Source organism: Haloarcula rubra (assembly GCF_019599465.1).
GTDB lineage: Archaea > Halobacteriota > Halobacteria > Halobacteriales > Haloarculaceae > Haloarcula > Haloarcula rubra.
This window is the reverse complement of sequence record NZ_RKLR01000002.1, coordinates 506249-518189: the sequence shown is the minus strand read 5'-3', so window position 1 is coordinate 518189 and position 11941 is coordinate 506249. Positions and strand designations below refer to the sequence as shown.

General features: G+C 68.2%; 15 protein-coding genes and 1 tRNA gene. 12 read left to right on the top strand and 4 right to left on the bottom strand.

All coding sequences use genetic code 11. The features are described 5' to 3' along the window. Positions 1–46: 46 nt before the first annotated feature. The 6 genes from gnd to EGH21_RS07385 all read left to right on the top strand — a co-directional run bounded on the left by gnd (position 47) and on the right by EGH21_RS07385 (position 4328). Positions 47–949 carry a phosphogluconate dehydrogenase (NAD(+)-dependent, decarboxylating) gene (gene gnd, locus EGH21_RS07410; RefSeq protein ID WP_220617834.1) on the top strand — a complete coding sequence of 301 codons (903 nt, stop codon included), beginning with the start codon at positions 47–49 and terminating at the stop codon, positions 947–949. 166 nt (positions 950–1115) lie between these two features. Further along, positions 1116–1700 carry a 2Fe-2S iron-sulfur cluster-binding protein gene (locus EGH21_RS07405; RefSeq protein WP_220617833.1) on the top strand — a complete coding sequence of 195 codons (585 nt, stop codon included), beginning with the start codon at positions 1116–1118 and terminating at the stop codon, positions 1698–1700. Positions 1701–1749: 49 nt separating this feature from the next. Continuing rightward, positions 1750–1822, top strand: a tRNA-Arg gene (locus tag EGH21_RS07400). 385 nt (positions 1823–2207) lie between these two features. Beyond that, on the top strand, positions 2208–2456 hold the full coding sequence (locus tag EGH21_RS07395; RefSeq protein ID WP_220617832.1) for a DUF4242 domain-containing protein: 249 nt from the start codon (positions 2208–2210) through the stop codon (positions 2454–2456). A 98-nt stretch (positions 2457–2554) separates the two neighbouring features. Further along, positions 2555–3268: a CPBP family intramembrane glutamic endopeptidase gene (locus EGH21_RS07390; protein ID WP_220617831.1), complete on the top strand. Its 714-nt coding sequence runs from the start codon at positions 2555–2557 to the stop codon at positions 3266–3268. A gap of 46 nt (positions 3269–3314) precedes the next feature. After that, a complete protein-coding gene (locus EGH21_RS07385; protein WP_220617830.1) occupies positions 3315–4328 on the top strand; it encodes a Gfo/Idh/MocA family protein in 1014 nt (337 codons plus the stop codon). Here EGH21_RS07385 and EGH21_RS07380 read toward each other — a convergent pair. Next, positions 4315–5376: a zinc-dependent alcohol dehydrogenase family protein gene (locus EGH21_RS07380; RefSeq protein ID WP_220617829.1), complete on the bottom strand. Its 1062-nt coding sequence runs from the start codon at positions 5374–5376 to the stop codon at positions 4315–4317. The two genes, EGH21_RS07385 and EGH21_RS07380, sit on opposite strands and share 14 nt — an antisense overlap. A 79-nt stretch (positions 5377–5455) precedes the next feature. On the opposite strand from EGH21_RS07380, the gene EGH21_RS07375 reads away from it, so the two are divergent. From EGH21_RS07375 to EGH21_RS07365, 3 genes are all read left to right on the top strand, one after another. Next, positions 5456–6778: a M28 family peptidase gene (locus EGH21_RS07375; RefSeq protein ID WP_220617828.1), complete on the top strand. Its 1323-nt coding sequence runs from the start codon at positions 5456–5458 to the stop codon at positions 6776–6778. 146 nt (positions 6779–6924) lie between these two features. Beyond that, a complete protein-coding gene (locus EGH21_RS07370) occupies positions 6925–7347 on the top strand; it encodes a DUF7344 domain-containing protein (RefSeq protein ID WP_220617827.1) in 423 nt (140 codons plus the stop codon). 16 nt (positions 7348–7363) lie between these two features. Beyond that, entirely contained in the window at positions 7364–8071 is a 708-nt protein-coding gene (locus EGH21_RS07365) for a DICT sensory domain-containing protein (RefSeq protein ID WP_220617826.1), read from the top strand. Between the two features lie 418 nt (positions 8072–8489). On the opposite strand, the gene EGH21_RS07360 is transcribed toward EGH21_RS07365, so the two are convergent. Next, positions 8490–9182 carry a hypothetical protein gene (locus EGH21_RS07360; protein WP_220617825.1) on the bottom strand — a complete coding sequence of 231 codons (693 nt, stop codon included), beginning with the start codon at positions 9180–9182 and terminating at the stop codon, positions 8490–8492. 109 nt (positions 9183–9291) lie between these two features. On the opposite strand from EGH21_RS07360, the gene EGH21_RS07355 reads away from it, so the two are divergent. The 3 genes from EGH21_RS07355 to queC are packed head-to-tail and all read left to right on the top strand — an operon-like array spanning position 9292 to position 11231. Continuing rightward, positions 9292–9741, top strand: a complete 450-nt coding sequence (locus EGH21_RS07355) for a 6-pyruvoyl trahydropterin synthase family protein (protein ID WP_220617824.1) — start codon at positions 9292–9294, stop codon at positions 9739–9741. Continuing rightward, a complete protein-coding gene (locus EGH21_RS07350; protein WP_220617823.1) occupies positions 9741–10520 on the top strand; it encodes a 7-carboxy-7-deazaguanine synthase QueE in 780 nt (259 codons plus the stop codon). The genes EGH21_RS07355 and EGH21_RS07350 overlap by 1 nt, the downstream gene beginning before the upstream one ends. 12 nt (positions 10521–10532) lie before the next feature. Next, a complete protein-coding gene (gene queC / locus EGH21_RS07345) occupies positions 10533–11231 on the top strand; it encodes a 7-cyano-7-deazaguanine synthase QueC (protein WP_220617822.1) in 699 nt (232 codons plus the stop codon). A gap of 5 nt (positions 11232–11236) precedes the next feature. Here queC and EGH21_RS07340 read toward each other — a convergent pair whose 3' ends face one another. Both EGH21_RS07340 and EGH21_RS07335 read right to left on the bottom strand, forming a co-directional pair. Beyond that, positions 11237–11620: a methylglyoxal synthase gene (locus EGH21_RS07340; protein ID WP_220617821.1), complete on the bottom strand. Its 384-nt coding sequence runs from the start codon at positions 11618–11620 to the stop codon at positions 11237–11239. A gap of 41 nt (positions 11621–11661) precedes the next feature. Next, positions 11662–11940 (bottom strand): HalOD1 output domain-containing protein, encoded by a 279-nt coding sequence (locus EGH21_RS07335; RefSeq protein ID WP_220617820.1) that lies wholly within the window; start codon positions 11938–11940, stop codon positions 11662–11664. Between the last annotated feature and the right edge of the window lies 1 nt (position 11941).

Sequence of the window (11941 nt, the reverse complement as noted above, 5' to 3'; positions counted from 1 at the left end):
GCTCGGAACCGGAACCCCTACTTGTCCGCTCGGCGAGTCCTGCCGTATGGAACTAGGCGTCATCGGACTCGGACGCATGGGACGTATCGTCGTCGACCGCGTGCTCGACGCGGGCCACGACGTCGTCGTCTTCGACATCGACGACGCGGCGGTGGCCGACGCCGCCGACGCGGGCGCACGGGCGGCGGACTCTATTCCGGACCTCGCCGACTCGCTGGGCGAGGACAAGCGCATCTGGCTGATGGTCCCCGCCGGCGACCCCGTCGACGCCGCGCTGGACGAACTCGACGGACTGGTCGACGGCGACGACGTGGTCGTCGACGGCGGCAACTCCCACTTCGAGGACTCGGTCCGCCGGGCGAAGGCGACCGACGCCGCCTATCTCGACTGTGGCACCTCCGGTGGCCCGGCCGGTGCGGAACTGGGCTTCTCGCTGATGGTCGGCGGCCCCCAGTGGGCCTACGACGAACTGACGCCGGTGTTCGACGCCGTCGCCACCGGCCCGGCGGGCCACGACCGCATGGGGCCGGCCGGGTCGGGCCACTACGTGAAGATGGTCCACAACGGCGTCGAGTACGCCCTGATGCAGGCCTACGGCGAGGGGTTCGAACTGCTGGCGAACGGCCGGTACGACCTCGATTTGGAGGCCGTCTCCCGGACGTGGAACAACGGCGCGGTCATCCGTTCGTGGCTCTTAGAGCTGTGTGAGGAGGCGTTCCGCGAGGAGGGCAACGACCTCGGCGACGTCGCCGACCGCGTCGAGGGCGGGTCGACGGGGACGTGGACGGTACAGGAGGCCCTCGAACAGGAGGTGCCCGTGCCGCTCATCTATCAGGCGCTGGCCGAGCGGTTCGGCTCTCGCGCCGACGACGGCCGGTTCTCCCGCCGCCTCGCCAGCCGTCTCCGGTACGGGTTCGGTCGCCACGAGGTCCCGCGACGGTCCGAGTAGCCGTCCGAGACTGCCGGTTCGCACCTGTGGTTCGACCCGCGTCGACGTCGAGTACCCATCATTCTGCGGTACGCTGGCGCGAACGACGGCCGCTCGAACCGGAACAGAACGCGGCGAAACGGGCGAATCCAAAGCTTAGTTAAACCAGTACTCCATAGCCGCGCACATGGTTGAACTCGCAGGGCTCCTCGGCGGGGCCACGCTGACTCTCATCGTGGTGGCGTTCCACTACGCGAAGGGGACCGGCTGGGAGGCGCCGGAAGACATCTCCCAGGAAGTCCTCGAACAGCGCGCCGCGTCGGTCCAGGAGACCGACTTCGCCGAACCGTACAACCGCTCTATCGGCGGTGGCGGTGCGGCCGCCATCCCCGCCGGCGGTGCGGAGGGTGAACTCGCCGAGGGCGAAGAAGCCGAGGAAGAAGACGAGGGCTTCGACCCCGAGGACATCGCCGACGACGAGGTCGAGTACTACGACGTCGAGTTCGCGAAGGAAGGCGAGACCATCGAGGTCGCCAACAACGAGACCATCCTCGACGCCGGCGAAGAGGAAGGCTGGGACCTCCCCTACGCCTGCCGGCAGGGCCAGTGTATCTCCTGTGCCGGCCACATCCAGGACGGCCCGGCCGAGGACTACATCCGCCACAGCCAGAACGAGTCACTGTTCGAGGACGACATGGACGACGGCTACTGTCTGACCTGTGTCGCCTACCCCGTCGACGACTTCACCATCGAGACGAGCGAATCGCCCTGACTCGCGGGTTCACAACTCTTACAAGCGGTTGCGGAGTATCTGGAGACGTGGGCGGCTAGTTCAGCGGACAGAACGCCTGGTTCCGGACCAGATGGTCGGGGGTTCGAATCCCTCGCCGCCCGTATTCTGTCGCTCGCAAATCGCGAGCGACGTATTCGGTACGAGGGAGTTGAATCACGCGAGACGAGCGAAGCGAAGTCTCGCACCGGGTTCGAATCCCTCGCCGCCCGCTTTCTGCGACGGACGTGCGGAGCGCGCCCCCGCCAGCGGAAAGCGGGTTACGGGTCTCTGCGCTGGTCCGCGGCTCTCGACGTACCGAGAGGGACGAATCCCGACGGGCGACGACGCGCCGGTCGTGGGACACGACGACGGAGAAGGTCGTATGGGTTCTATCGTATCTGCGTCACATCCCACTATCGAACGGCAATACGTGGACTGTATCTGTGGCCAAGGAGAGCCATCCGACAATCACGGTTATTTGTCATCGATGCGTACATTATGGGTGCTATGCCACTGTTCATGGACGTCCACAGAGACGTCGAGGCGAGCGTCGAGGACGTCGTAGAGGCCCACAAGAAGGACCTCGAGACCCAAGAGAAGTACGACGTCGACTATCGGAACTACTGGTTCGACGAGGAGGAGGGTGCTGTCTTCTGCCTCTTCGAAGGCCCGAACAAGGAGGCTGGTGAGAAGGTCCACCGGGAGGCCCACGGGCTGACCGCAGACGAGATATACGAAGTCGAACAAGGGGAGTGACACCGACCGCCACGGGCGGTGTCGTGGACTCCCGAACCGGACCGTGACCGTTGGAAACGCGGCGCATATTTTTCACGACAGAAAGCCAGAGAGACCGTATGGTCGAAGAGCGCACCGGTCCGGACGGGCCACTCCGCGCACTCGGTGTCGCCGCCGGGTTGCTCGTCGCCGGACTGGCCGTGAGCGTCGTCTTCGGCGTCGTGTTCACCGTGCCGCTCGTGTTGTTCGGCCCGTCCGTGGGCAGTCCGGGTGGGTTCCTCGTCCTCGCCGCGGCCGGCCAACTCGCATTCCTCGTCGTCGGCTACCTGTACGTTCGACGGCACGGCGGCGTGCGGGTTCGCTGGCCGACGCGGGTGGACGTTCGCTACACGGTCGGTGGACTCCTCGTCACCCTCACCGCCGCAGTCGGCCTCAGCGTCCTGTTCGCGTCGCTGGGACTGGCGCCCGAGGGGAGCGTGTTCGAGGGCCCCATCATGGCCGACCCGCGGGTGGCGCTCGGACTGGCGGCGCTCTCTATCGTCCTCGTCGCACCGGCCGAGGAACTGCTCTTCCGCGGGGCGATTCAGGGGCGACTCCGGCAGTCGTTCGGCCCCACCCTCGCAGTCGTACTGTCGAGTCTCGTCTTCGGGAGCATCCACCTGCTGAACTTCACCGGGTCCGTCGCCGGTGCGCTGGCCGGCGTCGCCGTCGTCACCGTGGGCGGCCTCGTCTTCGGCACCATCTACGAGCGGACGGGCAATCTGCTGGTGCCCATCGTCACACACGGCAGTTACAACGCCCTCCTGCTCGTGGGGACGTTCCTCTCGATGTGAGCGGCGACGGGACGGTTTTATTCCTTCGACGGGCGTCGCTGCCGGCATGACAGTCCGAATCGGTGCCATCGGCCTCGGCGGACTCGGCCGGCGGGAGTGTCGACAGTACGCGGGCTTCGACGACGTCGAACTCGTCGCCGGCGTCGACGTCGCGGCCGAGGCCCGGACGACGTTCGAGGACTCGTTCGACCGCCCGGCCTACGAGTCGGTCGGGGAACTGCTCGCCGGACACGCCGACGAGTTGGACGCGGTCAGTGTCTGTACGCCACACACCCTCCACCACGACCACGCGATGGCGGCGCTGGAGCGGGACCTGCACGCGTTCGTCGAGAAGCCGCTGACGACGGAACTGGCGACGGCCCGCGAACTGGTCGAGACGGCCGCCGACCGGGACCGGGTGTTGCAGGTCGGGTTCCAGCGACACTTCGACCCGTTGTTCGCCGAACTCCGGCGCATCGTCCAGTCGGGCACCATCGGGACGCCGCACACGGTCAACGCCTATCTGGGCCAGCGGTGGATAGCCGAACACGAGGGGACGTGGCGGACCACGCCGTCGCTCTCCGGCGGCGGCCAACTGTTCGACTCCGGGACCCATCTCGTCGACGCGACGCTGTGGGTGCTGGACGCGGAACCGACGGCCGTGACCGGCGTCGTCGACGACAGGGGCCACGACGTGGACGTCAACAGCGCGCTGGCGGCGACGCTCGACGCCGACGGCCGGCGAGTCACGGCGAGCGTCTGTGTCAGCGGCGACGGCACCGACATCGTCCCCGACGACGGAATCTCTATCTGGGGCACGGAGGGCCACGTCTCGCTCGCCGGCGGCGACCTGACAGTGACGACGCCCGACTCGACTCGCGAGGTGCACGTCGACGGCGACCGGGATTTCGAGACGCTGACCGAGCGGAAACTCCGCAACTTCGTCGACGCCGTGGAGGGGACGGCCGACTCCGTCGTCACCGGCGAGTACGGACTGGCTGTGACGGCGTTCCTCGAAGCCGCCTACGAGGCGACCCAGCGGGGAGAGACGGTCCACGTCGAGGACCTCACAGGTCGGTAACGACTTCGATGCCCTCGGTGTCGTAGTCGGACATCGCCGCCAGTCGGTCCGAAACGTCGTCCAGCGCCACCCGTCGCGTGACGAGTTCGCCGGGGTCGACGGTGCCGTCGGCGACCAGCGCCAGCAGTTCGTCGTACCGTGAGGGCGGCATCCCGCGGGACCCGAGGAAGTCCACGTCCCAGCGCGTCATCCGGTCGGTGGGAAGGGGTACCTCGCCGCGTTCGGCGTCGGTGGTCAGCCCGACCTGCACGTGTCGCCCTCGCGAGCGGAGGCTCTGGACGCTGTTGCGACAGGTCTCGGCCCGCCCCAGCGCGTCCACGGAGACGTGTGCGCCGCCGTCGGTCAGGTCCCGGACCGCCGTCGGCACGTCGTCGGACGCCGAGGCGTCGACGGTGGCGCTCGCACCGACGGCGCGAGCCAGTTCGAGCGGTGCGTCTCGCACGTCGACGGCGACGACGCGGGCGCCCAGCGCGTTCCCAATCTGCACCGCCGCGAGGCCGAGGCCGCCACACCCGTGGACAGCGACGCGTTCGCCGGCAGCCAAGTCTGCCCGGTGGGCCAGCGCGTGGTAGGCCGTGACGTACCGACAGCCCAGCGCCGCGGCCGCCCCGAAGCCGACGCCGTCCGGGAGGTGCGCGAGGTTGTAGTCGGCGCGTGGCACGGCCACCCGTTCGGCGAACGCGCCGGGCGCGTCGGGTTCGAACCCTAGCGCCCACCCGTCCGCACAGACGTTGCCGTGGCCGTTCCGGCAGTGCCGACAGGTGCCGTCGCCGAGGTTGAACGGGACGACGACGCGGTCACCGACGGCGACGGACTGGACCTGTGTGCCCGTCTGGACCACGCGGCCGGCCGGTTCGTGACCGAGCACCTGCCCCAGCGGTACGTCGTCGTCGGCCCACTCGCCGTGACCCTGCCACGCGTGCCAGTCGCTCCGGCAGATGCCACAGGCTTCGACGGCGACGACAGCCCCGTCCGGCGCTGGGTCGGGCGGGTCGACATCGCGAATCGTCAGCGGGTCGCCGTACCCCGTCAGTACTGCTGCGCGCATGGCTCCTCGTTGGAGCGGGACGGTGAAAACGGCGGGGGCAGGGCGGGGATTAAACCGCGTCCGGCCCCCAGAAGCGGGTATGACCGACAGCGAGTGGATAGGCGAGACGTTCACCAGCGACGTCGGCTGGTCGCATCTGGAGACGCTCGTCGACGTCGGCGACCGGATGGCCGGGAGCGAGGGCGAACGCGAGGCCGCCGTGAGAACACGGGACGCGCTGGGCGAGTACGCCGAGGACGCCCGCCTCGAACCGTTCGACGTGCAGGGGTGGGTCCGCGGCGACAGCAGCATCGCCGTCGACACCGCCACCGTCGCCGCGGCCGACCGCGAGGTCATCGCCCTGCCGCGCTCCCCGTCGGGGTCGGCCACCGGTGAACTGGTCGACGTGGGGTACGGCCTGCCGGAGGACTTCGAGGACGCCGACTGCGAGGGGAAGGTGGCGATGGCCCGGTCGGACGTGCCCGACTGGTACGAGCGCTACATCCACCGCCGGGAGAAGTACTACCACGCCGTCGAGGCCGGGGCGGCCGCCTTCGTCTACCGGAACCACGTCGAAGGGATGCTCCCGCCCACCGGAAGCGTCGGCACCGAGGACGCGCCCATCGGCGAGATACCCGCCGTCGGCGTCGCCAACGAGACGGGTGCACGACTGGCCCGCCGTTACGAGGGCGACGCCGTGACCGTCGCCGTCGACTGCGAGACGCCCGCCGCGACGAGTCAGAACGTCCACGCCGAACTCGGCCCGGACACCGAGGAGCGGGTGCTGGTGACGAGTCACGTCGACGCCCACGACATCGCCGAGGGCGCCAGCGACAACGGCGCCGGCACCGCCGCCGTCGTCGAACTCGCCCGGGCGCTGGCCGCCCGCAAGGACGAGTTGGAGAGCCGCGTCGAGTTCGTCGCCTTCGGCGCGGAGGAGGTCGGACTCGTCGGGTCGGGTCGACTGGCCGAGACGCGCGACTTCGAATCGATACGGGCGATACTGAACCTAGACGGCGTCGTCCGCGGCCGTACCCTCCAGTTCTTCACGCACGGGTTCGACGCGCTGGGCGAGGCCGCCGAGTCGGTGGCCGACCGGTTCGACCACCCCGTGACGACGAGTCCGGAACAGAGCCCCCACAGCGACCACTGGCCGTTCGTCAAGTGGGGTGTCCCCGGAATCCACGTCATGAGCGAGACGGGCGAAACGGGCCGTGGCTGGGGGCACACTCACGCGGACACGCTGGACAAACTGGAACCTCGCACCCTCCGCGAACAGGCAATTTTGCTGACCGAGCTCGCCGTCACGCTCACCACGGAGTCGTACGACCGGGCAGACCCCGAGACGATAGCCGCGGCACTCGAAGCCGAGGCCCTCGCGGAAGGGATGAAGATTACCGGCGACTGGCCGTACGACGACTGACCGCGCCGGGGTGAGCCGCACCGAGCGGGTGAGTTTTTCCGGCTATAGAGTGTCTAAGAGTGGCGTTTTCGAGACCACCACTCGGAGTTAAAAGCTGGGCAACAACTATTAATGCACCAACCGTAGTTATAGTCTAGTGATAACGCATGACGCCCGGTGACGACAGCCACTCGGCGCTCTCGCTCGACGCCGGGGACTTCGATGGCGAGGGGGTAGGTCCGCCGCCCGACGAGCTTTTCAAGGCGCTGGCGAACGAGAAACGGCGACGCCTGCTCGCGATACTGACGGAGGAATCGACCGCCTCGCTCGACGACCTGACGGACGTCCTCGTCGGCTGGGAGGCCACGGACAGCGGGCCGGCGGGTCCCGACGAGTGGGCCAAGATGAAGATAGAACTCGTCCACGCACACGTCCCGCTGCTGGCCGACACCGGCCTCGTGGACTACGACGAGAGCACCGACGAAGTACGACTGGCGTCGCTCTCCGACCCCGTCTGCGACCTGCTCAGGTTCGCCACCGAGTACGAGCGGGCCGTCGAGACGGGACAGGCACCGACACCCGACTCGTGATACGACACCCGTGTCGATGACGCTCGGGTCGATTCTCGCCGACGTCGCCGCCGAACGGAAGCGGGTCGTCGTCTACGCCCCCGACGACACAGGAAGCGACCTCTCCGAGACGCTCGCGACCAGAAACTTGAGCGTCGAGCACCGGAAGATACCCACCATCAGCGCCGAGGCGTTCGTCGTCGTCAGGGACGACGGCCGGTTCCGTGGTGCGCTCTCGCTGTCGGACCTGCTCGTGTTTCTCGCCCCGCCCATCAACCGGCCCGAGGACCTCGACTCGGCCGACGCCGAGTATCGCGCCCTGTTCGAACTGCTCGACCAGACGGTGTTCGTCACCCTCGACCGGCGCCAGTTGCTCGCCACCTCACGCGAGATAGAGGACCGGGCGTGGCGGACCGGACGGGGGCGACTCTACGTGGGCTTCCAGTCGGTGGCGGCGTTCGAGGCGCAGGCGACCCTCTACCGTGACCTCGCGGCGACCAGCGACGTCGACGTCCACGTCTACGTGCCCGATGGCGCGCCCGACGGCTACCTCGACGACGCCCCGTTGACGGCCCACACGGACGTCGACACGGAACTCGCCCGGTACTGGTTCGTCCTGTTCGACGCCGGCGGGGACAGTCAGAGCTGTGCGCTCGTCGCCGAAGCGACCGACGAGGACCACTACCGCGGCGTCTGGACGTACGACCCCGACCTCGTCGCGCGCGCGTTCGACGCGGTGACCTGACGTGGTGCCGCGCTCGGGCGGCGAGGGGAGTCATATAACGAACGAGACAATATTCGAAATATGTTTTTCCCGGGTAGATAGCGTGTAGCTCGCCTCCTCGGTGGTGAAAGAACTTACTCGGTTTGAAAGTAACATATTTCGTAGACTATTTACCGGAGCGACGTCTGTGTACCGGTGGCGGGCCGTCAGGCCGACTTCGGCGACCGGGCTTCCCACCCACCAGCCGGTCGCCAGACCCCATGCCCACATGGCGTCTACACCATTTCCACGGCCGACCCATGCCTGCCGTCGTCAGTCAGCCTAACGTGACCGCTCTCGTGTCAGGAGCGGTCCCGTGCACCAATCCAATCGCTGGTGCCGCGCCGACCCCACCACGGCGTGGCACCGACCTGCCAACGTCTCCGAGCGCCGCCGATACTCAGTCCCCGAACGCCCGTTCAGCGTCGGCTTTGGCCTGCGGGATGACGCGCTGTTCGGCGCGGCGCATCGACCGGACGGCCTCGTCGGTGAACTCCACGGTCAGCGACGGCAGCGCCCGTGCGAGTCCGCCCAGCACCTCACCGGGGTCTATCTCCAACTCGAACGCGAAGGCGTCCCGTTCGTCCCGAAGCGGCGTACTGAACTCGAAGTGTTCCTCGACGACGTCGACGGCCTCGTCGTAGTCGTAGGCCTCGACGACGGCCGCCCAGAAGTCGTCGCTGTCGGCGGCGACGAGGGGGACGAGGGCGTCCCCGAACGCCCGCTGGCGGTCCAGCAGTCGCCGGCGGATGGCGTCGCGTCGCTCGCCCCGGACCGACGGCCGAAGCGCGTTCCAGTACAGGTCCCGGGCCAGTACCTCGTCTTCGTACGCCTCGAACGACGCCTCGGTGTCGGCCGCGTAGTCCAGCACCGGGTCGAACTGGTGGAGGATGGTCCGCTGGTACTCGCGGAGTTTCGGCCGGACGACGTGGCGTTCGAGGGGGTCGCTGTTCTTCAGGAGTTTGCTCGCGGCGCGACTGCCGCCGCTGCGTGACCCACGCAGGACGGCGGCCACGTCGAACGCCGCGTACGTCTCGTCGACGAGGTCCGAGAGGTACGTCTCGAACCCGTCTTCGACCGCTCGTCGTGTCACACCCCTCCCTGAGGACTGCACCGACCTATCGTTTGCGGCGGGTGCGCACCACACACGGTGTCTGGCCACGGTCCGAGGGGTTTATCTCCGACCTCGGTAATCACGGAGTATGACTCAGCGAATATCGTCCGTCGAGGACCCGGTCGCGACGACCGGCGAGCGGGAGCTCGTCGTCGGCGGCGACCGGCCCATCCGCATCTCGGCCGGGCATCGGCTCATGCACCACGACGGGAAGTGTTCGCGCCCCCACGGCCACAACTACGAGGTGACGGTCCGCGTCACCGGTACCCTCACCGACGAGGGGTGGGTCGTCGACAAGGGCGACGTGACCGGCGTCGTCGACGAGTGGGACCACCGGTTCCTCGTCGAACGAGGGGACCCCCTCGTCGAGGCGTTCGAGGCCAGCGGCGACGGCGACGCCCTCGTCGTGTTGGACCACCCGCCGACGGCCGAAGTGATGGCCGTCGTCCTCGAGTCGCGTCTGACCGACCGCCTCCCGGACACCGTCTCCGACGTCTCGGTGTCGGTCCGGGAGACGAGCGAACTCCGTACCCGCTGATGCCGGTCGCCGACGACGCCGACGGCGTAGACGAGGCCGTCGACCGCTCCGGTTCGGCGGGCGACCTGCCCGTCAACGAACTGTTCTGCTCGTTGCAGGGCGAGGGCCGTCTCGCGGGCGTCCCCTCCGTGTTCGTCCGTACCAGCGGCTGTAACCTCCGGTGCTGGTTCTGTGATTCGTACCACACCTCGTGGGAACCGACCGGCGACTGGTACAGCGTCGAGGACGTGGTGGCCGCCGTCGAGGGGTACGACGCCGACCACGTCGTCCTGACCGGCGGCGAACCGCTGGTTCACGAGGCCAGCGTCGACCTGCTGGACGAACTGCACGACCGGGGGTACCACACCACCGTCGAGACGAACGGGACCATCTATCGGGACGCCCCGATCGACCTCGCGAGCGTCAGCCCGAAACTCGCCTCCAGTACGCCCACCGCCGACCGGGACCCGAAGGGCGACGGCGAGTGGGCCGACCGTCACGAGGACCGGCGACTCGACGTGCCGACGCTGTCGGAACTGGTCGAGAGCTACGAGACGCAACTGAAGTTCGTCGTCACCGGCCCGGAGGACGTGGCCGAGATAGAGAGTCTCGTCTCACGCGTGCGCGAGGCGGCCGACGCCGCCGTCCCCGACGACCGCGTCCTTCTGATGCCGGAGGGCCAGACCCGAGACGAACTCGAAGCGACCCGCGGGGTCGTCGCCGACCTCGCCATAGAGTACGGCTACCGGTACACACCGCGCCTGCACGTCGACCTCTGGAACGACGCGCCGGGCACCTGAGACTCTACCAAGATGACACACGACGACCGCGCCGTCGTCCTCGCCTCCGGCGGGATGGACAGCGCCACGGCGGCCTACGAAGCACAGTCCCGCGGGTACGACGACCTGTACCTGCTCCACACCAGTTACGGCCAGAACACCGAGCAACGCGAGTTCGAGTGCGCGCGAGCGCTGGCCGACCACGTCGACGCGGCCGACTTCTGTCACGTCGAGACGAGCCACCTCCAGCAGATAGGCGGGTCGTCGCTCACCGACGACGAGATGGCCGTCGCCGACGCCGACACGGAGAGCGACGAGATTCCGAGTTCCTACGTCCCGTTCCGGAACGCGAATCTGCTGTCGATGGCCGTCTCCTACGCCGAAACCAACGACTGCGGGGCGGTGTTCGTCGGCGCCCACAGCGAGGACTTCTCTGGGTATCCCGACTGCCGCCCGGCGTTCTTCGAGGCGTTCGAGCGGGTGGTCGACGTGGGGACCAAACCCGAGACGGACATCGGCATCGAGGCCCCGTTCGTCGAGGACTCGAAGACGGACATCGCCGAGCGCGGACTCGAACTGGGGGTCCCCTACGCCGACACGTGGTCCTGTTACCGGAGCGACGAACCGGCGTGTGGCACCTGTGACGCCTGCGCCTTCCGTCTAGAAGCGTTCCAGCGGGTCGGCGAGCGCGACCCGATACCGTACGCGGAGCGGCCGGAGTACGCCGACTGACGGCGTCACTCCGCCTCGGCGTCGGCGGCGACACCCTCTACGACGTACTCGGCGGAGGTTCGGGTCGTCGCCATCGGCACGTCGTGGACGTCACAGATTCGCAAGAGCGCAGAGATGTCCGGTTCGTGTGGCTGTGCGGTCAGTGGGTCCCGGAGGAAGACGATGGCGTCCATCTCGTCTTCGGCCACCAGCGCGCCGATTTGCGTGTCGCCGCCGAGGGGACCGCTCTGCTTCCGGTCGACGTCGAGAGTCGTCTCCTCCATGATTCGTTTCCCGGTCGTGCCCGTGCTGACGAGGTCGAACTCCGAGAGGATGCCCTCGTACGCCGTCACGAAGTCTATCATCTCGGGCTTCTCGTCGTCGTGGGCGATGAGTGCGACGCGTACCATGTCGCGGCCAACGTCGGCGGCCGGCAAAGTGGTATCGCCCGTCAGGCCACGGTGACGTCCCCGTCGGCCGTCACGGTCACCTCGTGGCCCGCTACCTCGAAGCTGATTCGCTCGCGGTCACCGTCGCCGACCACCGCTCGGAGGTCGGCGGCGTCGACGTACGACTCGATAGCGTCGACGTCGTCACGGTCGAGGTCCGTCGCCGCGACGACGGCGTCGACGATGACGTCGGCCGCAGGTTCGGGGCTGACCCACTCGTCGCTGCCCTCACCGGCGGCCCCGCCCCGTATCATGTACACTGTTCCGTCGTCCGATTTCATG